Source organism: Prochlorococcus sp. MIT 1323 (genome assembly GCF_047304905.1).
In the GTDB taxonomy this organism is placed as follows: Bacteria; Cyanobacteriota; Cyanobacteriia; order PCC-6307; family Cyanobiaceae; genus Prochlorococcus; species Prochlorococcus marinus_D.
Genome location: NZ_CP138973.1, coordinates 2,235,835 through 2,256,125, shown reverse-complemented (window position 1 = coordinate 2,256,125; position 20,291 = coordinate 2,235,835). Strand labels below are relative to the sequence as shown.

17 protein-coding genes and 1 tRNA gene are annotated in these 20,291 nt (G+C 54.2%); 9 read left to right on the top strand and 9 right to left on the bottom strand.

The window, feature by feature from the left end; genetic code table 11:
* Positions 1 to 8: 8 nt before the first annotated feature.
* Positions 9 to 3,047: an alpha-mannosidase gene (locus tag SIB68_RS10965; RefSeq protein ID WP_236069082.1), complete on the bottom strand. Its 3,039-nt coding sequence runs from the start codon at positions 3,045 to 3,047 to the stop codon at positions 9 to 11.
* A gap of 39 nt (positions 3,048 to 3,086) precedes the next feature.
* Here SIB68_RS10965 and SIB68_RS10960 point away from each other — a divergent pair, with 39 nt between their 5' ends.
* The gene (locus tag SIB68_RS10960) at positions 3,087 to 3,206 is read left to right on the top strand and encodes a photosystem II reaction center protein I (RefSeq protein ID WP_011131207.1); all 120 of its coding nucleotides are present in this window, start codon (positions 3,087 to 3,089) and stop codon (positions 3,204 to 3,206) included.
* 105 nt (positions 3,207 to 3,311) lie between these two features.
* Complete coding sequence (locus SIB68_RS10955; RefSeq protein WP_063400879.1) at positions 3,312 to 6,548, top strand: DUF3769 domain-containing protein; 3,237 nt, start codon at positions 3,312 to 3,314, stop codon at positions 6,546 to 6,548.
* Between the two features lie 9 nt (positions 6,549 to 6,557).
* On the opposite strand, the gene SIB68_RS10950 is transcribed toward SIB68_RS10955, so the two are convergent.
* From SIB68_RS10950 to SIB68_RS10920, 7 genes are all read right to left on the bottom strand, one after another.
* Positions 6,558 to 7,013 (bottom strand): pentapeptide repeat-containing protein, encoded by a 456-nt coding sequence (locus tag SIB68_RS10950; protein ID WP_236069084.1) that lies wholly within the window; start codon positions 7,011 to 7,013, stop codon positions 6,558 to 6,560.
* Positions 7,014 to 7,109: 96 nt separating this feature from the next.
* A complete protein-coding gene (locus tag SIB68_RS10945) occupies positions 7,110 to 7,742 on the bottom strand; it encodes a 3-isopropylmalate dehydratase small subunit (RefSeq protein WP_063400880.1) in 633 nt (210 codons plus the stop codon).
* Positions 7,739 to 9,175, bottom strand: a complete 1,437-nt coding sequence (leuC, locus tag SIB68_RS10940) for a 3-isopropylmalate dehydratase large subunit (RefSeq protein WP_063400881.1) — start codon at positions 9,173 to 9,175, stop codon at positions 7,739 to 7,741. Before leuC ends, SIB68_RS10945 begins: the two co-directional genes overlap by 4 nt.
* 25 nt (positions 9,176 to 9,200) lie before the next feature.
* On the bottom strand, positions 9,201 to 10,472 hold the full coding sequence (locus SIB68_RS10935) for a competence/damage-inducible protein A (protein ID WP_196757143.1): 1,272 nt from the start codon (positions 10,470 to 10,472) through the stop codon (positions 9,201 to 9,203).
* Positions 10,465 to 11,613, bottom strand: a complete 1,149-nt coding sequence (locus SIB68_RS10930) for an MraY family glycosyltransferase (protein ID WP_063400883.1) — start codon at positions 11,611 to 11,613, stop codon at positions 10,465 to 10,467. Before SIB68_RS10930 ends, SIB68_RS10935 begins: the two co-directional genes overlap by 8 nt.
* An 88-nt stretch (positions 11,614 to 11,701) precedes the next feature.
* Positions 11,702 to 12,991 carry a serine hydroxymethyltransferase gene (gene glyA / locus SIB68_RS10925; RefSeq protein WP_063400884.1) on the bottom strand — a complete coding sequence of 430 codons (1,290 nt, stop codon included), beginning with the start codon at positions 12,989 to 12,991 and terminating at the stop codon, positions 11,702 to 11,704.
* A 125-nt stretch (positions 12,992 to 13,116) separates the two neighbouring features.
* Positions 13,117 to 13,190 (bottom strand) — tRNA-Arg (locus tag SIB68_RS10920).
* Between the two features lie 92 nt (positions 13,191 to 13,282).
* Between SIB68_RS10920 and SIB68_RS10915 the strand changes: the two genes are divergently transcribed.
* From SIB68_RS10915 to SIB68_RS10905, 3 genes are read left to right on the top strand one after another with little or no spacing between them, the layout of a single operon-like run.
* Positions 13,283 to 13,537 carry a 2TM domain-containing protein gene (locus SIB68_RS10915; protein ID WP_074160306.1) on the top strand — a complete coding sequence of 85 codons (255 nt, stop codon included), beginning with the start codon at positions 13,283 to 13,285 and terminating at the stop codon, positions 13,535 to 13,537.
* Between the two features lie 42 nt (positions 13,538 to 13,579).
* The gene (locus tag SIB68_RS10910) at positions 13,580 to 13,870 is read left to right on the top strand and encodes a DUF3181 family protein (protein ID WP_011131216.1); all 291 of its coding nucleotides are present in this window, start codon (positions 13,580 to 13,582) and stop codon (positions 13,868 to 13,870) included.
* A gap of 25 nt (positions 13,871 to 13,895) precedes the next feature.
* Positions 13,896 to 14,159, top strand: a complete 264-nt coding sequence (locus SIB68_RS10905; RefSeq protein WP_063400885.1) for a hypothetical protein — start codon at positions 13,896 to 13,898, stop codon at positions 14,157 to 14,159.
* Here the strand turns inward: SIB68_RS10905 and murJ are convergent.
* The gene (gene murJ, locus SIB68_RS10900; protein WP_063400886.1) at positions 14,146 to 15,753 is read right to left on the bottom strand and encodes a murein biosynthesis integral membrane protein MurJ; all 1,608 of its coding nucleotides are present in this window, start codon (positions 15,751 to 15,753) and stop codon (positions 14,146 to 14,148) included. The two genes, SIB68_RS10905 and murJ, sit on opposite strands and share 14 nt — an antisense overlap.
* A gap of 59 nt (positions 15,754 to 15,812) precedes the next feature.
* On the opposite strand from murJ, the gene sfsA reads away from it, so the two are divergent.
* The 4 genes from sfsA to SIB68_RS10880 all read left to right on the top strand — a co-directional run bounded on the left by sfsA (position 15,813) and on the right by SIB68_RS10880 (position 20,250).
* On the top strand, positions 15,813 to 16,592 hold the full coding sequence (gene sfsA, locus SIB68_RS10895; protein WP_063401135.1) for a DNA/RNA nuclease SfsA: 780 nt from the start codon (positions 15,813 to 15,815) through the stop codon (positions 16,590 to 16,592).
* A gap of 181 nt (positions 16,593 to 16,773) precedes the next feature.
* A complete protein-coding gene (locus tag SIB68_RS10890) occupies positions 16,774 to 18,252 on the top strand; it encodes an ammonium transporter (RefSeq protein ID WP_063401136.1) in 1,479 nt (492 codons plus the stop codon).
* 107 nt (positions 18,253 to 18,359) lie between these two features.
* A complete protein-coding gene (locus SIB68_RS10885; protein WP_063400887.1) occupies positions 18,360 to 19,556 on the top strand; it encodes a 4-hydroxy-3-methylbut-2-enyl diphosphate reductase in 1,197 nt (398 codons plus the stop codon).
* A gap of 61 nt (positions 19,557 to 19,617) precedes the next feature.
* Positions 19,618 to 20,250, top strand: coding sequence for a DUF1997 domain-containing protein (locus SIB68_RS10880; RefSeq protein ID WP_063400888.1), 633 nt, complete (start codon positions 19,618 to 19,620; stop codon positions 20,248 to 20,250).
* Positions 20,251 to 20,291: the final 41 nt, after the last annotated feature.

The window sequence follows — 20,291 nt, the reverse complement described above, 5'->3', positions numbered from 1 at the left end:
CGATCACATCAATCGACACGCTCAAGCAATAGTTCAGCCAACTCTCCAGGCTTCAGCTCTACCGCTTCGCCGAGACAGGACTCGGGAGCGCTACCAACCCGCCAAGTCTTCCCTACGGCCCAAGACTGGCGTGTTGCTCCGGCATTAAGCACGCTGAGCTTCAGCTGCCTTGCTTCGGCATACGTCACAGCCAATGGAACCAGCCTTGAAGGCAGCGACGGCAATCCTGGCCATGACACCTTGAGATCAGAAGGCCCCAACCAGCCCGGCTCTCGAAAAGCCAACGCTGCCTGAGGAACAGCCTCCCGACTCCAGCCATCGGGAACAGGCATCAGTGCTAATCGCTGACGATGCCAACCTCGATCAGCAGAGGGATCTGGCCAAGTAGCCCCTCTAAGCAGAGAAGCACCAAGCTTGTCTGGGCACACCTGAACACCCTGAGGCCCATCCAATAACACCGCAAGGCCACCACCCGGCGCCGCCGACTCGCTCGCCAACCAGGAGATCACAGGGACCTCCCAACGTGCTTTTTCCCTAGCCGTCATAGCTTCAGCAGGCCGTTCAATGACTCCACCGCTGGTATCCGCCGCCCATCGCACCGCTGAGCAAGCCAGGGGAACCTCCAAACGCAGTAACTCATGACTTTGACGCCAATCCACGCCTAAACGCAGCTCGAGCCAGGGGCAATCAGCTCTCAGCTGCACATCAAGGCGCAGAGCACTGCTCCCAGCCCAACCTCGCAAGACCAAGCGCGCTACAAGCGATCCGCGCTCCACCAGCTCCATGGAACCATTCCAGTTCAGAGCCAATGGATGCTGGCGATAATCTGCCGACAGGTCCCAGGCATCCCAAAATTCGCCACGATCGCGAAAACGCCCCCAGATCAGAGGTCCTGCCAACTGAGGTATCCCGTTCCGATCCCAAAGTTGCTGCAAGCCTTCGGCACCAAAATCAGCTTCCAAAAGGCCATTGCCAATCCGCCAACCCCCTTGATCAAGGGGCTGAATCTGCACAGCCCCACGAACAGGTAAACCATCAACAACATCTAAGGCCTTACTGACACAACGTTGAAGCGGAACTGCTGTCACCCCTTGCTGCACAGGCAACTGCACCCAGGTTCCGCCTCCCTTGGCCTCTTGGCATGGAAGCTTCCCACCGGCGCTGCCCCATTGATCTCGTGGCAATCTCAGCACAGGCGACCAACGCTGGAGTGGCTGTAGACCCATCCAGACCCAGCACCCACCAGAAGACTCTGGATCGAATCGATCGGAGCAGGACACCCCACTGCGCAAAAGCTGCTGCAGATGCTGATCGCGGCTCCGCCTTGATTCACGACATGACGATCGCCAGACCGGCTCAGCCTGCTCAAACACTTCAGGAATCGATGTGCCTGGAAGGATGTCGTGAAATTGCTGAAAGAGCAAAGGCCGCCAATCTGGCAATGAAGATGCCGAGGTTCCAGGAACGTCAGTCCTATCGCCAAGGTGGCAAGCAAGCAAAGCTATAGCCAGGTCCGCTTCCCTCAAAAGCCTTTCAAGGTGGCGGTTTTGACGCTTCTGATCGGGACGGGTCGTCGCACAACCGCGATGAAGCTCCAAATAGAGCTCATCACGCCACACCGGCAAAGTCTCAATGTGAGTTTCAAGTATCGCAAGGTAAGACCTTACTGTACTTGGTCTCTGGGGCAAAGCCTGAGGATGATCCTCCCAAAGCTGCAGCTGCTCCAGCATTTCTGCAGTGGGGCCACCTCCATGGTCGCCAACTCCCGGAACCCACAAAGCCTCTTCAACAGCGGTAGACGCCTGCCAAGACCGCTGCTCGCGAAGCATGGCCATCGGATTCCCATCAGTGCCAATTGGCGGAAGCATCAGCGCTAGCACCTCAGCCTGGCCACGACTGCACCAACGAAACAGCCGATGCGGGAAGGGATTACTGGCATTCCAGGCCAGTTTATGGGTGCAGAACCAACGGATTCCTGTCTGGGTAGCTACCGCCGGCAAACCAGCGGCAAAGCCAAAGCTGTCTGGAAGCCAGGCCACCTGATGGGACCACTCCGGAAATGCTGATCGGCTGTACTGCTGTCCAAGCGTGAACTGTCGCCAAAGCGAAGCAGTGCTCACCAGCACACAATCAGTCTCGACCCAAGGGCCATTGATCGGCTCCCAACGACCTGCCCGACTTGCATCCTGAAGCGCAGCAAAAAGAGTTGGACGGTGATGTTCAACCCACTGATAGAGAGCCGGCGAAGAGTGGCTGAAATGAAAATCAGGAAATCGCTGCATCAGGTGCAGCACAGAGCGGAACGTGCGCTCTGCCGCCTGCCAAGTGTCAGCCACTGACCACAGCCAGGCCAAATCAAGATGGGCATGACCGATCCAATGGATCAGCCCCGGCGGCCGCGCTGCATTGCGGAGTTGCTGGTCGACAGCCACGGTTGCCTCCTGACTGTGCGGATCCAGCTCAAGCCAAGCCTCCGGCAACTCCTCTCCCACCTCTAAATAGAGCGCCAGCGCTTCAGGCAGCAGAACCTGATCTATATCCACTGCAGCGGCCCTGGGTTCCAGCACCAACTCACTGTTGATCAACGCGCCATCGTCATGGCTAGGACTCCTCAACTCCAGCAAGAGTGTTAAAGGTCGCTCCCAACGGATCGATTCAGGAAGGCTCCACCGACAAGTGGTATCGAACAGATCCCCCTCATGCACCAACACACCATCCACCCACAGGCGCATCTGATCAGCCCACCAACCCAAGACCAGCCGCAAACAACTTGCTTGAGCTTGTCGCCAGTCTTCAGGACAAAGGATCTCCTGCTGCAATTGCAGCCATACTCCGCCTCGAGGCCAGACCAATAAACCCCTGGCAACCCAGTCAGGTCGATGGATTTGAGCCCAATCATCGTGAAGCAGAGACAGCCGGTCACGATCCCCTGCGCGATACCAACCTGGCTTGAGATCCCACCGAGAGCGACTTCGAAAAGTTTCAATCCACGCCAATCGTTGGGCTTGAAGCTGCTCCTGCATCCCTAAGTGTCCTCTATGCCCCATAAGATGTCATCGATGTACTAGAAGTTGAACGGTCTCTCCATGCTCGCCCTCAAGCTCTCCGTTTACTCGGTCGTCTTCTTCTTCATTGCGGTTTTCGTCTTCGGCTTCTTGGCCAGCGATCCTTCGAGGACACCAGCCCGTAAGGATCTCGAAGACTAAAAACCTTTGCAAGCGAAACTTCTCGGGTCACGCAACACACTGGACTGAGGCCTGCTCAGATCTTCCATCAATCATGGGAAGATCAGCTGCCCCAGCTGAAGCCTATTGGCGGCGAAAAGTCCCCCAACCCTTCTCGTTGGGCTCTTCCTTGCTACAGGGTTAATCCCTGCTGAAGCAAATTCTCAGTCAAGCAACTCATACAAAGAAGGCACCTCCTCGCCCAGCCAAGCGGCTCCCATCGCTAGACCAGGGCGGCAGCTGGGGCAATCAACAGGCTTTCAACGCCAGCCAAGCCTGCCAGAACAATCTCCCGAACCTCCACGAGAGCTCAAACTTCGGGCTAACCGTCAACGCTATGACGCCAGACAAGAGCGTTTTATCGCTGAAGGGAACGTCAAGGCCGTTCTCAATGGAGGCGTCCTTCATGCAGACCGCATTGAGTTCGACAGCAACTTCAACACCCTTTATGCCAGGGGGAGTGTTCGTTTCCGCAAGGGATCTCAGTACTTCCAAGCCAGTTCCCTGCGCTACAGCCTGATTCAAAAAGAAGGGGAACTAGAGGACGTTTATGGCGTTCTAGATCTCGACAGCGCAGCAATCGACCTTGGCCCCAATTCACCCGATGCAGCTCAGATCCCACAAAACCCCTCAAAGCCAAGACGGCGCCTAGCAATACAAGAAAGCGAAAGCCTCGGATTCCCCACCGCTTTAGACGTTGAGTTAAACAGCACCACCGCTGGAGCTATCAGCAACCAGACCGCTTCAACAACGATCTGGGATCAAAGTCTTGCCCAAAACAATCAATGGGTCCAGGCAGATCAGCCACCGCAATCGTCCGAGATATCTCGACAAGACGCAAACAATCTCCCAGACATGGCCTGTCCACCTGTGCTGCCGCCGATACCAGATTGGCATCCCCATCCCTGGGCCGTAACGGCTTGGGGTGGCCAGATGATTGATTCAAATTTTGGAGACACCTTTCTGTTCAATGGCCGAATGAGGGAGGAATATCTCCTGGGCCTGGGTCTGCAGAAAAGAATCGCTCGTGCAGGCCCCTTCGCTCTTGAACTAGAAGCAGACCTCTTTGCTCACCATGCCAACCAACAAGCTGGAGGAGCCTTCAATCAATCAGTACCATTTGCAGAAACACCTGCACAGAGCTTTGGTGAAGGTGTGCTGGGTATCGGAGCACGGCTATGGGTACAACCGTGGTTGAGTTTTGGCGTGATCGAGGGAATCAGCTTCAACACGGCCCATAGCAACTATGAGAAGACCTACCGCGAGAACTATGCAAAATTGCTCAACTATCTGAGCTTTGAGCTTGAAGCCGCAGTCTCACAACAACTCTCTCTTGTGGGACGCATTCACCATCGCTCAGGAGCCTTCGGCACCTATAGCGGTGTCAAGGAAGGAAGTAATGCTTACCTTATTGGCTTGAGATACCGCTGGGGCAAAGACAACACAGCCCCGCAGCAAGTTGACGTTCCGCCACCACTGGGTTGTCCTGACCCCGATCGTGCTAATCGAACAACTCGCCAAGGACTCCAAGAGACACTTGAGTCGATCACCCTTGGAGAGGGTGACCCTAAAGCCCAAGCAGAGGCTCTCCCTCTTGGCACTACGCCTCCCCAAGCTGTTGCCACACGACAAAGACTCGCCCAGACGAATTCATCGACGCTCTCTCCAGCAGAGCAAGAAGCATTGCGCGCCCAGGCAATTGCCAAGATCGATCAACGGATTAGCAGCATCCAGTTCCAACAAGCCCTTACCCTTGGATTGCAAAGAGGAAATCTGGCCTCAGCAAGGGATGTAAGAGAAACAAATGCATATGGCGGAGTTAAAGTTTCTCAATTAAACCAAGTAGCGAACACAAAGCTAATCACAGGATCGATCAGCCGCTGGAGGATTCAAGCCGCCAAGGTCACGATCAGCCCAGAGGGATGGAAAGCAGATCGCATGGGCTTCTCCAATGATCCCTACACACCCTCTCAAACGCGTATTGATGCCGAAGATGTAATTGCCACTGAAGAACCTAGTGGGGATATTGTGATCCAAAGCCGCCGCAATCAGCTAATTATAGAAGATCGTTTTCCTATCCCAGTCTCCAGAACACAAACCATCAAAAAGCAGGAAGAAGTTGAGAACCGTTGGGTATTCGGCATAGACAATAACGATCGAGATGGTTTCTTTGTTGGTCGTGATCTAAAACCTATCGAGCTAACAAAGAACTACACCCTCTCCCTCCAGCCTCAATTCCTTCTAGAGCGCGCCATCGACGGAGAGACAAACAGCTACGTTGCTCCTGGCAGCTCAATTAACAGCGGCAAAACAACCCAGCCAATTACAGCTGCTGACTTATTCGGCCTGGAAGCAGAACTAACTGGGAAAACTTTGGGGTGGGATGTTGAAATTAATGCTGATTTAAGCACTTTTAACCCTCTAAATATTGCTGACGGCAGCCGTTACTGGGGGGACCTCAAAAATAAGCTTGATATTCCCCTCATTGGCGAGATTGATGCACATATCTTTGGGGCCTATCGCTACAAAGCTTGGAACGGATCACTGGGAGAAACAGATATCTACTCTGCCTATGGAGCTTTACTTGAGAAGAACGCCAAATGGCGTTGGGGGAAATTAAGAAACAACTTTCTCATCAGGGCTGGTGTAGGCAACTATCAAGCGGAATCATTTACCAATGAAAACCTTTCAGATCTATGGCGTATCAACTTCTATGGATCTCTAAATAGCAGGTACCCAATCTGGCGTGGAAAGCCTGCTGCCCTCACACCAGAAGCAGCCTACCGGTATTCTCCTGCAGCTATCGTACCTGGTCTGGACTTTAGAACTAATCTAAGAGCCTCATTAAGCGCTTACAGTAGTGAAATTAATACTGCTACTCAAAACACCATCACTTTTAGTGCTGGACCAACCCTGACTCTAGGAACATTCAGCAAACCTTTCCTTGACTACACACAACTTTCGCTCAGCGGCGGAATAACTCTAAAAGAAGGCGAAAGCCCATTTGAATTTGACCAAGCCGTTGACTTAGGGACATTTGGGATAGGCATCAACCAGCAAATTGCAGGCCCTTTAGTACTTAGTGCAGGCATAGGAATGAATATAGACCCCGAATCCATTTATTACGGTGACATCATTAACTCAAACATCGAACTGCGCTGGCAACGTCGTTCCTATGACTTCGGTTTCTACTTCAACCCCTACAAAGGTATCGGCGGCTTTCGTTTCCGTCTTAATGATTTCAACTTCACCGGCACCGGCGTACCTTTTGTTCCTTATACACCCATCAATCAATTCGATCAATTTGAAGAGCACCTCTTCTAATTCAGTTGATCAAGGAGCACCCCCATAAATCAAATGACTACCGGTTAAATCAGCACCGGCAAACTGCATTCCTTCCGTACGCACATCTGGCGAGTAAGCATTGATCACCACAGCCTCACGTAAGTCTGCACGGCGCAAGTCTGTCCCACTCAACTCAGTATTCGTAAGCACCGCCCCATTGAGCAGAGCATCATCCAAGCGAGCCCCACTTAGATCAGCACCCTCAAGATTCGCTCTCTCAAGACGAGCACCCCGCAGATCAGCATCGCGAAGGTCTACACCAATCAAATGAGCATCACGGAGGTCTGCCCCGCGCAAATCACAACTCCTACACGCTCCGAATTGGTGCAACTGCTCCATCTGTGTTGTATAAGGCTCAACATTGAGAGACACAACTGGCGCCGCAAATGCTGGAGGAGCTAACAGAACGAGCACCACAGTGCAGATGTAACGGAGAGAAACCATGACCAGCTCACTTTCTCTTTTCATAGACACGCTGCGAATGATCTGCCGCAGCAAATCACTCAAAATTCAATCTTTCGTGTCCTCAACAAACAACATTCAATGCAGAGACGCCACAAAATCATTGAGGTATGGGAGGTCTGCCATCGTGCGCTTTAGGGCTGCGTCCTGAGCCACCAACTGGGATGTGGCATCCCAACGTCCGCTAAGCAGCATCTCGCGAGGGCCAGACTCAATCTGTAAATCCCATGAACCCGCAGCACTCGTCAACTGCTGATCCTGAAGATTGAAGACCCAGCTCTGCGACGGTTCCGCTGCTACCGCCTGCTGCAAGGCATCAATGTGAGCAAAGGCGGCAGTTGCACATGGAATTCCCAGCGCCAGACAGTTGCCATAGAAGATTTCTGCAAAGCTCTGTCCAATCAGCGCACGGACACCCCAGCGCATCAAAGCTTGAGGTGCATGTTCACGACTAGAACCACAGCCGAAATTATCATTAACAACCAAGATCGAAGCACCCTGATGAACCTTCAGGTCGAAGGGATGTGAACCACCCAGTTCCAAGCGATCATCCTCAAAAACCTGATCTCCCAGCACCTCAAAACTCACACATTTAAGAAACCGGGCTGGGATGATCCGATCCGTGTCAATGTCGTCACCACGCAACATCACGGCCCGGCCCCGAACCTGGTCTATAGGGCCATGAGGGAAAGGTATAGCCTCAATCGTCATTGGTGGAAGCTTTGAGAAGGAACAGTGTTGCTGATTAGCTTGCGCACATCGGTGACCTGGCCGGTAATGGCAGCAGCAGCCACCATTGCAGGACTCATCAACAAGGTGCGACCTCTGGACGAACCCTGACGCCCCTTGAAATTCCTGTTACTGGAACTTGCACTGATCTGACGCCCCTCCAGACGATCAGGATTCATTGCCAGACACATGGAACAGCCTGGTTCACGCCATTCAAATCCAGCCTTCCGAAAAACACCATCAAGCCCCTCTGCTTCCGCAGCCCTGGCAACTTGTTCCGAACCTGGCACCACAAAGGCCTTGATCCCTTGTGCTACATGGCGGCCCTTGGCAATAGCGGCAGCAGCCTTTAAATCACTAAGACGACCATTGGTGCAACTGCCAATAAAACAAACATCAACTGGAACCCCTTCAATCGCCATTCCCGGCTCCAAATCCATATAGCGACAAGCTTCCTCGGCGATTGGACGTTCACTTGGCTCAAGCGAATCAGCAGTCGGTACCGATTCGTCTACAGCAATACCCTGACCAGGAGTGATGCCCCAGGTGACCATGGGAGCAATACTGGCCGCATCAAACGTCACCTCATCATCAAAGACAGCATTGGGATCACTGGCCAAGCTGCTCCACCAGGCCACTGCCCGATGCCAAGCCTCCCCAGTAGGCGCATAAAACCGTCCTTGCAAATAGTCAAAAGTGACCCCATCAGGATTGACATATCCGCAGCGAGCGCCTCCCTCAATCGCCATATTGCAGAGGGTCATGCGTTCTTCCATGGAGAGCACATCAATGGCTGGTCCGGCGAACTCATAGGCATAGCCCACGCCAGCTTTGACCCCAAGGCTTCGGATCAGATGAAGGATCAAATCCTTGGCATGAACACCGGAACCAAGCTGACCGTCGACCCAGATCCGGCGCACCTTGAGCTTGTTCATGGCAAGACTCTGACTGGCAAGCACATCCCGCACCTGGCTGGTACCGATGCCGAAAGCAATGGCGCCAAACGCCCCATGGGTAGACGTGTGTGAGTCACCACAAGCCACAGTCATGCCCGGCTGGGTCAGCCCCAACTCAGGAGCTATCACATGCACAATGCCCTGGCGACCACTGCCAAGGCCGCAAAGAACAATCCCGTAGTTGGCACAGTTTCGTTCCAAGGTGCTGAGCATCTCCTCAGCCAAAGGGTCAGCAAACGGACGCTTCTGACTGATCGTCGGCACGATGTGATCAACAGTCGCCACGGTGCGCTCAGGGCACCGCACCGGCAAACCCTTGTCCCGCAAAGCAGCGAAAGCCTGCGGGCTGGTGACCTCATGGATCAAATGCAAACCCACAAATAACTGAGTGGATCCACCAGGCAGTTCAGCCACCCGATGGAGATCCCACACCTTGTCGTAGAGGGTGCCGGAGCTCAAGGTTCAGAGGCAGTAGCCGAAAACCTTAGCTCCCATCCAGCAGGAACCTGCGCAGCCGATCGAGACTGCGAACCACACTCAGCTCCTGAATTGCCAACCTTCCACGACGAACACCGAACTGCACAGGGCTTGCATCACAGCCATGCGGTCCAGCTACTGCGATATGCACTAACCCCACAGGCTTGGCCTGCGTACCACCGCCAGGGCCTGCCACACCGCTCACCGCAATGGACCAATCTGCCCCCAGCCGTTGACGCGCGCCTTCAGCCATAGCCCGTACCACAGGATCCGAAACTGCACCGTGCTGGTGCAAAAGGTCTGTGGATATCCCCAGTAGGGCTTGCTTAATGGCATTGCTATAAGCAATAACCCCGCCAAGAAAAACCTCAGAAGCTCTCGGAACAGCAGCCAAAGCGGCACCAACTCCGCCACCTGTACAAGACTCTGCCACTACAACGGTCTCACCTCGTTGACGCAACAAATCCAGCACAACCGAAGCCAAGCTCTCACCATCCGAGCCATAACAGAACAAACCGGTGCGATGACGGAGTTCTGCATCCACTGGATCCAATAGCTGCCTCGCTTGCTCCACCGTTGCCCCTCGGGCCGTGATCCGTAGTTTCACCTCTCCCAGGCCGGCATAAGGGGCCACTGTTGGATTGCCCTGCTCAAGCAAATCAGCCACCTCTTCAGCCAGCGTGGATTCAGCAATGCCTGTAAACCGCAACAGCCGACTCACAAAGATGTCAGCCACTCCTCCGTGCTGACGCAGCCATGGCACGGCTGTCTGGGACCACATCTGCTTCATTTCAGAAGGCACACCCGGAAAGGTGAGCACAGTGAACCCCGGCCGAGGACACCAGATCATCCCCGGCGCAGTGCCGGAAGGATTTGGAAGGATTTCAGCTCCACGAGGAAACAATGCCTGTTTGCGATTACTGATTGCAGAAATGCTGCCGCCAGCAGTGAGCTTGGCCTGAATCTCGAACCAAAGTTCTGGACGTTCCTCAAGCGGCGTATCAAAAGCAGCCGCCAAAGTTTCAGTAGTCAGATCATCAGGCGTTGGTCCTAGGCCACCAGTGGTGATCAGAATCCGACTGCGATCAACAGCCTCCAAAACTGATTCTTTGAGACGTTCAACGTTGTCTCCTACAACAGTTTGGCGGTAATGAGGGAGCCCCAGAGCAGCCAGCTCCTCAGCTAACCAACGAGCATTGCTGTTAAGGATGTTGCCAAGCAACAGCTCCGTGCCAATGCAAAGGATCTCAACACCATGCTTAGCCGAAGCTTCAGCCATGACCATCGCGATAGGCACGTGGATCACTAGGAGCTGCAAGGGGGCTAGAAGGGTCTACGAAGACACCTTCAGCACTACGTTGACGACGGCTGATCACGACTGTCGCCACGAGAATGGCTGTCGCTAAAGCCAGCCACAAAAAACGCATTTCAGCATTGGCCACCACGAGGGCCAATGCTGCTAGCCATTGTGTAAACACGTAGATCAACAACACCGTTCGGCGATGACTGAAGCCGGCGCGCAGCAGACGGTGATGAAGATGGCGACGATCAGGGTAAAAGGGAGAACGGCCTTCCCGCAAACGCCCCATAATCACTGCCGACATATCAGCCAAAGGCAGAGACAAAATCAACAGTGGCAGCAACAGACTGACGGTGGTGAGTCCCTTGGCTGGTCCCACGATGCTGATTGCTGCCAAGGTAAAGCCAAGGAAATAGGAGCCGCCATCACCCATAAAAATTCGGGCTGGATTGAAGTTATGGCGCAGAAAACCAAGACAACAGCCCGCCAAAGCAGCTGCCAGAAAACCTGCAGCCACTTGATGAAGTGAAAAACTGACCGACACAAGACCAACAGCGGCAATACCAGCCACTCCTGCCGCAAGACCATCAAGACCATCTAGCCAATTGATGGCATTGGTAATACCCACAAGCCACACCAGCGTGGCAGCAAGGCTAAGCAAATCCGGCAAGGCAATTAAAGAAGAAGAGCCTTCCCCCAACCAGGGGAACTCAATCGTTCCAATGCGTACCCCCTGAGTCCACATTGCAAACGCAACGGCCACCTGTCCTGCCAAACGAGGCCAAGGAGACAAAACGAACAAATCATCTGCCAGGCCAATCGCAAAAAAGCAAAGAGCCCCCGCCAGAGTGGACCAGATCAGCTGATCCTTCGCAGGCGCAAGTAAACCAAACCCCCCCAGCCCCCATGTCACTGCCAGAGCCAAACCAAATCCCAGCACCATGGCGATGCCACCAAGACGCACCATCGGAGTGCTGTGCTGCTTGCGGGAGTCAGGCTGATCAGTGAGACCAAGGTGAAGGCCTAGCGCCCGCACAAGTGGGACAACCAAAGTGGTAAGCACAGCAGCGATCACAAAGCTCGCCGTAGCAAAAGCAAAGGGGCTGCTCGCGAGAGTCAAGTTCGCTCCTGTAGCAAGCGACCTAAAGAAGGGCCGATGGAATGAATCCTAAGCAGAGCAAACCTGTGATTCCAGAGCGAAGGGCCAGTCAAGCAAGCGCTGGCTGGAGGGCACCCCTGTAGAGAGGGAAACGGCCACAAAGTTGTCTCACCCGTTCCAAGCACTGCGCCTTGATCGATTCATCTTGCGGTTTAAGCAAACGATCTGCAATCACATCAGCAACCTCACGGAATGCCTCCTCATCAAAGCCACGAGTTGTAAGCGCCGCCGTGCCCAAGCGCAGACCACTGGTCACAAAAGGCGACTCAGGATCAAAGGGCACTGTGTTCTTATTGGCGGTGATGTTCACGTCACTGACAAGCAAATCAGCAACCTTCCCGGTCATCTCAATGCTGCGCAGATCCAGCAAGACAAGATGATTATCTGTTCCTCCACTCACCACCGCAATCCCGCGCTCCTGAATGCGACCAGCAAGAACCTGGGCATTCGCCACCACCTGGCAGCTATAAGCCTGGAACTCTGGCTGAAGAGCTTCTCCTAAGGCCACAGCCTTGGCTGCGATCACATGTTCCAAAGGGCCGCCCTGACTGCCAGGAAACACTGCCTTGTCAAACTTACGGCCAAAGTCCGCATCACGACAAAGGATTAAGCCGCCTCTGGGGCCACGCAATGTCTTGTGGGTGGTCGTCGTCACCACATCACAGTGAGCGATAGGAGTCGGATGGACCCCAGCCGCAACAAGGCCGGCAATGTGTGCCATGTCCGCCAACAAGTAAGCGCCCACCTCATCAGCGATGCTTCGAAAAGCAGCAAAATCGATCGTACGGGGATAGGCCGAATAGCCGCAGATGATCAGTTGAGGACGCTCTTTCAGGGCCAGCTGACGAACAGCCTCCATGTCGAGCTGCTGACTATCACGCTCCACGCCGTAATGAACGACCTTGAACCACTTGCCGCTGACATTGACAGGAGAACCATGAGTGAGATGCCCCCCATGGGATAGATCCATCCCCATGATGGTGTCACCGGGCTGCAACAGCGCCAGGAAGACGGCGAAGTTGGCCTGCGCCCCACTATGAGGTTGCACGTTGGCCCAAGCCGCACCAAAGAGCTGCCGAGCACGCTCGATCGCCAACTCCTCAATCGCATCGACATGCTCACAACCGCCGTAATAGCGCTTATGGGGAAGACCTTCGGCGTACTTGTTGGTGAGCACAGAACCCTGAGCCTGCATCACAGCTTGAGAAGTGAAGTTCTCACTGGCTATCAGCTCTAGATGGGTCTCCTGACGTTGCCTCTCCTGATCGATCAAGCCTGCAATCGCCGGGTCGGAATCCGTCAGGGCAGCATTAATAGAAGCCAAGAAGCGATCCGTCATTTACAGAACCCAACAGTTTTCGGATCGTAGGCAATGGTTCTTCACGTCTTAAGCACAGCCCTTAGCCCTAAGACCGCCGCCGGACCCAAGTGCAAAAAAAAACTGCCCGAAGGGCAGTTAATCAGCGCGCCTGGAGAGATTCGAACTCCCGACCCTCTGATCCGTAGTCAGATGCTCTAATCCGCTGAGCTACAGGCGCTTAGAAGGAAACATCAGACTTCATCATGGGGGCCTTCGTCAACCGAGTCTCATCCAAGCGCCACAATCGAGAGATCTACAAGGACACTGCTCATGCCAATTCGCTGGTACGGCAACGCCGACACAACCGACCCGACCTATCAACATTTCGCTCGAATCGTCAACTTCACCCTGCATGCCATGGCCTTTGCAGCTTTCAACAGTGGCCTTTGGTTCATTCAACAAATGCGCCACCCATGGCCACACTTGGATTGGTTCAGCGAAATCTGGCTTACTGGACTCTTCATCCACCTTGCATTTGTAGTCGTCAAAAGACCCAAGGCCAAGACCACCGAAGAGCAAGCCTGATCCCAACATCAAGCCAGCATCCACCTAGCAAGACCATCACTTATGACAATCGATCCAGCAGATTTAAAAGAGCTACAACTATCCCTTGCCGATCGCATCTACCTTCAGATCGCAAGCTGGCACCTTTATCTGGGCGATGCAGGGCTTGCAGAAAACCTTGCCATCGAATGCAGCGTCAGGCTCAATGAAGGCGCCAATGTGGCAGCCCGCCAAGCCCTGGAATCAGTGCAAGTGCCCCTAGGTGGAGGGAGCACCCGCCTACCACTGGCGCGCCTAATCCCAGCCTCTCAACTTCGTGACCTTGAGGAGATCCTGGAGCCCTACTGCAGATAAGGTTGCTGCCATCCATGGAGGGCCAGTGCTGATCATCGAGGTCACCAACGCCCGTGAAGTGATGCGTCAACGCATCGGACCACTAGGGGAGCGACTCATCGGCAAAGTTGTCGATGCTGAGGACCAGGTGGAGAAAGCTCTGATTCAAGAGCTCGAAAACGCCTTCCAGGAATTCGGGATCGAAGCACGCATCGTTTCGGTACAGGGACCCCAGCTGGTGGGCCGAGACCATCTGGAGCTACCAATTCAAGTCCGTGAGGATCGCGAAGTTCGCCTCAGCGAGAAATAACTCTGTAACGCAGCTCACGCGCTAGCTCACGCACCTCAGCGACACCAAGAGAGATGCTGATAAGAGCGAATACAGCAAGGCCAGTGATGACTGACAGACACACCTCAATCAAAAGTCCCAGCAGGTCCTGAGGCCATTGCATCAAGGTCGCCAGAGCCCAAGCCGCAAACCCTGCCGCCAGGCCAGCCCAAAGCACCTTGACGCCATCAAAAGCCCACCGTTGCAAAGGCAAGCCCCCTAGCCGCGAATGCAAGCCCACCAAGAGAGCTGCGCAGGTCAGCAGATTGATTGCAACCGTCGCCAGCACCAAACCGGTAGCCCCGAAATTGAATGGCAACTGAGGGCCCCAAGGGGTTGGGCCACCAACCAACAACCAATCAAACACCACATTCAAGCCAATCCCTGCCGTAGAAAGTCGGAAGGGGGTAGTGCCATCACCTAGGGCATAAAACACACGCACCAGCAGATCACGAGCTAGATAGGCAGGCATGCCCACGCCATAGGCCATCAGCAATCCACTCACCAAGCTGGCCGCCTGGGCATCAAAGGCCCCTCGCTCGTACACCAAAGCAACGATTGGGGTTCCAAGAGCCACGAACATGGCCCCCAGAGGAACCATGCTGGCCGTAGACAACATCAACCCCTGACGGATGCGAGTGACTAGTGCAGGCCGATCTTCCTGGGCAGTGAGCCTGGCAAACGTTGGCAGCAGTGGCACCAGCAATGCATTGGAGATCAGCCCCAAAGGCGTCTGTACCAAAAGATTGGCGTAGCCCAGACCAGCTGCCGCACCCAAAATGCCGGAAGCAAAAAACAGATCTGTAAAGACATTGATCTGCAACATGCCTGAAGAAAGGGTGGCCGGGCCCATGACCTGCCATACCTCCCGCACACCTGGATGATGCCAATCCCAAACCAACTTCATCTTGGTCAAGCCTTGCCTGATCAACGCCGGCAGTTGAATCAGCCACTGCAACAGGGCTCCCACCAAGGTGGCTAGTGCCAAAACAATGCCACCCCTAAGGGCGAACTGCATGGAGCCGATGTTCGTGCCGACCTGCCACCACAAAACTCCGACACCGACCACCAAAGCAAGACTGGACATGATTGGCGAAACCGCCGGAATCCAGAACTCATCAGCAGCATTAAGGGAGCCGAAGCCCAGGCCGATCAAACCTGCCAACAAAGCCATTGGTGCCATCACCTGAAGCTGAACCACAGCAATCCGATGCAGCTCAGGACTCAGACCTGGGCCCACCAAAGTGATCAACGGATTGGCTGCCAGCACCAATAGAGCCGTCAACAACAACAAAGCAGCACTAACCATGGTGTTGAGCGCCGCCAACACATGAGCGCTCTCCTGCCGCGGCCGTCTGCTGAGGACACTGACCATGGCGCTGTGGAAAGGACCGTTGATCCCACCCAGGAGAATCAACAGAAACCCCGGCAAGACGTAGGCGTAGTTGTAAGCGTCATAAGCCGCTCCTACCCCGAAGGCAGCCGCAATCACAAGCTGACGAACCAGCCCTCCCACCTTGCTAAGCAAGGTGCCGACTGTGACAACCAGAGCAATACGCTTTAAGGATCTCCCCATCCTTGGGCCTCAGACCATCTGATCATTTAGCAGCATTCTCAAGCCCTGCAAGCATCCCCATGACCGAGGCCATCCCGGAAGGATTGTTAGGGAGTCCACTACTCACATTCCCACCGCTCGAGGAAGGAATATTGGTGAAGCGCTACAAGCGCTTCCTTGCCGATGTGGAGCTAGTCAGCGGCGAAATCGTGACAGCCCACTGCGCCAATACAGGTCCGATGACTGGTGTTCTTCATCCTGGAGGCAGAGTGCGACTCCGCCATGCGCCTTCTCCCAAGCGCAAGTTGGCCTGGACATGGGAGCAAGCGGAGGCACCCAGCGCCCAGGGCGGCCTCTGCTGGGTGGGTATCAACACAGCCTTGGCCAATAGCCTGATCAGAGCCGCGATTGAAGCCGGACACCTCAAGCAAGTCCTCGGTCCGATCGCAGCAATCCGTGCGGAAGTGACTTATGGAAGCAACCGACGCAGCCGCATTGACCTGCTGTTAACCCCTGATGCCAATTGCTCCGACACCAGACCCATTTACTTAGAGGTCAAGAACACCACCTGGATCGAACACTCCTTAGCCCTCTTTCCCGACACGGTGACAGAACGAGGGCAAAAACATCTCAAAGAGCTAATCGGTGTCCTGCCAGAGTCCAGAGCAGTCTTGGTGCCCTGCCTCAGCCGCCACGATGTCCAAGCGTTCGCCCCAGGGGATAGCGCAGACCCTCGCTATGGCGAACTCTTTCGCCTGGCTCTTACAGCTGGCGTGGAAGTCATTCCCTGTTGCTTCGGATTTCACCGCGACAAGATCACCTGGGAGGGCCTTAGGCCTACCAAGACGACACAGAGTTGACACAGCAAAAAGAGCTCCAGATGTAACAGATCGAACTTTCACCCCGGCAAATAGACCTAAAAGCGTCCACCAATCCCATATTTCGTATCAGAGTGAACATAAAAAAATTGCAAGTTGAGCAAGTTTGACCTTTGAGCTATCACAAAGGCTTCCAGCTCGTTTTGCAGATCTGCTTCTTCCAATGACAACTGCTCCGCTTCCGCCCTCCAGGCGGCGCACGGTTCGCCTTCAGGAGGCCAGTCTCCTGGAGGGGCCAATGCTCCTCCTGCGCAGCATCCGTGGCTTCAGCTCCAATCGCTCACTGACTTGGCTGGCTTGCGTGCCCTTGGCCCTCTTCGGCCTAGGACTCTTCAACCTCTCGGCCCATGCCGCCGAGATGCCAGAACTGAATGCTGCCTTCCTAGCCAACAATCTCTGGCTTCTGGTTGCAACGATTCTGGTGATCTTCATGAATGCCGGCTTCGCGATGGTCGAAGCCGGAATGTGTCGTCAAAAAAACGCGGTCAACATCCTCGCCAAAAACCTATTTGTCTTTGCCCTAGCGGTAACGGCTTACTGGTTCATCGGCTATTCGCTGATGTACGGCGATCCTGTTTCGGCAGGATGGCTCTATTTCAACGGCCTGTTCTTTGATCCTGCTGTAACCCCTGAACTGATCAGCGAAGGAGGTCTTGTCCCAAGCGTCGACTTCCTCTTCCAAGCAGCCTTTGCAGGCACCGCTGCCACCATCGTCTCAGGACTCGTTGCAGAGCGCGTCAAGTTCGGCGAGTTCGTGGTCTTCTCCCTAGTGCTAACTGGTTTCATTTACCCAATCGCTGGCAGCTGGGAATGGAACGGGGGCTGGCTCAACACTGCCTTTGGCGAAGGCGTTGAATTCATTGATTTCGCAGGCTCCTCGATCGTTCACTCCGTCGGTGCCTGGGCAGGTCTGGTGGGAGCAATGCTGCTCGGTCCGCGCATCGGCAAATTTGTCGGTGGCAAGGCCCAAGCGATTCCAGGACACAACATGTCCATCGCTACCCTTGGCGCCCTAATCCTCTGGATCGGCTGGTATGGATTCAATCCCGGCTCCCAGCTCGCCATGGATCAATGGGTCCCCTACGTGGCTGTAACAACCACACTCGCGGCTGCAGGTGGCGCCATCGGCGCAACGATCATTTCCACCATCTACTCCGGCAAGCCTGATCTAACGATGATCATCAACGGCATACTTGCCGGCCTAGTGAGCATTACAGCTGGTTGTGGGAATCTCACGATGGTAGGGGCCTGGGTTGCAGGCCTAATCGGTGGTGTCATTGTGGTGTTCGCGGTCTCAGCCCTTGACTCTTTAGGCATCGACGATCCAGTTGGAGCTTTCTCTGTCCACGGCGTCTGTGGCATCTGGGGAACCCTCGTGATCGGCCTATGGGGCTTTGACATCCAAGGTGATGGTTCCGCTCTTGGGCTATTCGTTGGGGGTGGCGCAAGTCAGCTTTGGGCTCAATTTGTCGGCTGCGCTGCCTACGCCATCTGGACCGTGGTGACCTGTTGGGTTACCTGGTCTGTCATCGGAGCACTGTTTGGCGGAATCCGCGTAACAGAAGCAGAGGAAATCGAAGGTCTTGATATCGGTGAACACGGTATGGAGGCTTATCCCGACTTCGCCTCAGCCGGCAACTAAAGCCTGATCAACAACCTGAATCCCATCAAGCCCGACCCTGTGCCGGGCTTTTTTATGCTTCAAAAGTGTTGAGCTGCCCATAGAGTCAGGAGATTGCTGCTGCCACGATGGATACACAAGCTTTCAAACGCTCGCTACACCACTCTGAGCGTTACAACCGTAGGGGCTTCGGGCGAGCCAACGAAGTCGCCAGCAACCTTGAGAAGGCCTACCAAAGCAGCCTAATTGGCTCAATCCGAGACAACGGGTATGTGCTTCAACATGGGCGACTTCAGGTGAAATTGGCTGAGGCCTTTGGTTTCTGCTGGGGAGTAGAGCGAGCAGTTGCGATGGCTTATGAAACCCGTAGGCACTACCCAAGCGAGCGCATTTGGATTACTAACGAAATTATTCACAACCCTTCAGTGAATGAACACTTACGCGAAATGGACGTGCTGTTCATCCACGCTGAAGGAGGTGTCAAAGATTTTTCCTGCGTCAATGATGGCGATGTAGTGATCCTGCCCGCCTTCGGTGCCACTGTTCAGGAGATGGAGCTGCTTCATGAGCGTGGCTGTCACATCATCGACACCACTTGTCCATGGGTTTCCAAGGTGTGGCACACCGTGGAGAAACATAAGAAGCAAGAATTCACCTCAATTATTCATGGCAAGGTGAAGCATGAAGAAACCTTGGCCACCAGCTCCTTTGCAGGGACCTATCTAGTTGTTTTAGACCTTGATGAAGCCCAACTAGTCGCCGATTACATCCTGGGCCAAGGAGATCGTGCAGCGTTCATGAAACGCTTTGCCAAGGCATGCTCTGCAAACTTTGACCCAGATCAAGATCTCCAACGCCTTGGGGTAGCCAATCAGACCACCATGCTGAAAAGTGAAACCGAGGAAATCGGTCGTTTATTCGAGCGCACCATGCTCAGAAAATATGGCCCAATAGAGCTCAACAAACATTTCCTTTCCTTCAACACCATCTGTGACGCCACAGAGGAGCGGCAACAAGCAATGTTCTCGCTAGTTGATGAACCTCTAGATCTACTGGTGGTGATTGGTGGTTTCAACTCATCCAACACCACTCACCTACAGGAAATCGCCATCAGCCGAGGGATCCGATCCTTCCACATCGATACCCCAGAACGTATTGGTGATAACAACAGCATCCAACACAAGCCACTGGGAGAAGATCTGTTCATCGAAAGTAATTTTCTACCTGCTGGAAGCGTGAGCGTCGGCATCACCTCCGGAGCCTCAACACCCGATCGAGTGGTTGAACATGTGATTCAGAAGCTGATCGACCTAACCTCCGACTGAACAACACCCTGGCTTTACATTTGTTAATATCCCCGGCTAACCCAGCCAGGGATGACCATCCGTGCCGCCCTTGTCGATACCTGCCGACCAATACCTGCGCCTCAGCGACAACTCACAAGTCCGCTGCTATCGAAGTCATTTTTCCGATCGCATGGAGATGCTTGCGCCGCCAAAAAACGTGGCGGCATATCTTGACCACCATCAAGGCTGGTTTCAACGCTGTGCTGCACCCATGGAGGTCAAGGCCCTCGATGATCAGTCCTATCTCCTCACCCTTGGTCGATTCGGAAATTTTGGCTTTGAAGTGGAGCCTTGCATCGGCCTAAAGCTGCTTCCTCAGCAGCAAGGGCTCTACCAAATCATCAATGTGGACCTCACTCATCAAGATCAGCCCCTTTGTGATCACTACGATGTGGACTTCAAGGCTGGGCTGAAACTTCAGCCATCAGAAACAGAAGACAGCAAAATTGTCCAGCAAACCACCATCGTGAACTGGGATTTGGATCTTTCGGTGTGGATCCAACTACCGAAAGTGATCACCCTGCTACCAGATGGTCTTGTACAGACAAGTGGTGACCAGCTGCTGAGGCAAATCGTGCGACAAATCTCGCGACGACTCACCTGGAAGGTTCAAGAAGACTTCCATGCCACCCATGGACTGACCTGCCCACCACGTCGCCATGCAGCTTTCTGAGCGAGTCAACCCTGTTATCGCCTTGATCTGCAAACCGATTC

What these genes read in the sequence shown, in the direction of transcription:
- sfsA (WP_063401135.1), top strand. Translation starts at nt 15,813, where the DNA reads ATGACCGAGGCCATCCCGGAAGGATTGTTAGGGAGTCCACTACTCACA.
- SIB68_RS10885 (WP_063400887.1), top strand. Translation starts at nt 18,360, where the DNA reads ATGGATACACAAGCTTTCAAACGCTCGCTACACCACTCTGAGCGTTAC.
- SIB68_RS10915 (WP_074160306.1), top strand. Translation starts at nt 13,283, where the DNA reads ATGCCAATTCGCTGGTACGGCAACGCCGACACAACCGACCCGACCTAT.
- glyA (WP_063400884.1), bottom strand. Translation starts at nt 12,991, where the DNA reads ATGACGGATCGCTTCTTGGCTTCTATTAATGCTGCCCTGACGGATTCC.
- SIB68_RS10910 (WP_011131216.1), top strand. Translation starts at nt 13,580, where the DNA reads ATGACAATCGATCCAGCAGATTTAAAAGAGCTACAACTATCCCTTGCC.
- SIB68_RS10960 (WP_011131207.1), top strand. Translation starts at nt 3,087, where the DNA reads ATGCTCGCCCTCAAGCTCTCCGTTTACTCGGTCGTCTTCTTCTTCATT.
- SIB68_RS10890 (WP_063401136.1), top strand. Translation starts at nt 16,774, where the DNA reads ATGACAACTGCTCCGCTTCCGCCCTCCAGGCGGCGCACGGTTCGCCTT.
- murJ (WP_063400886.1), bottom strand. Translation starts at nt 15,753, where the DNA reads ATGGGGAGATCCTTAAAGCGTATTGCTCTGGTTGTCACAGTCGGCACC.
- SIB68_RS10945 (WP_063400880.1), bottom strand. Translation starts at nt 7,742, where the DNA reads ATGACGATTGAGGCTATACCTTTCCCTCATGGCCCTATAGACCAGGTT.
- SIB68_RS10935 (WP_196757143.1), bottom strand. Translation starts at nt 10,472, where the DNA reads ATGGCTGAAGCTTCGGCTAAGCATGGTGTTGAGATCCTTTGCATTGGC.
- SIB68_RS10965 (WP_236069082.1), bottom strand. Translation starts at nt 3,047, where the DNA reads ATGGGGCATAGAGGACACTTAGGGATGCAGGAGCAGCTTCAAGCCCAA.
- SIB68_RS10950 (WP_236069084.1), bottom strand. Translation starts at nt 7,013, where the DNA reads ATGGTTTCTCTCCGTTACATCTGCACTGTGGTGCTCGTTCTGTTAGCT.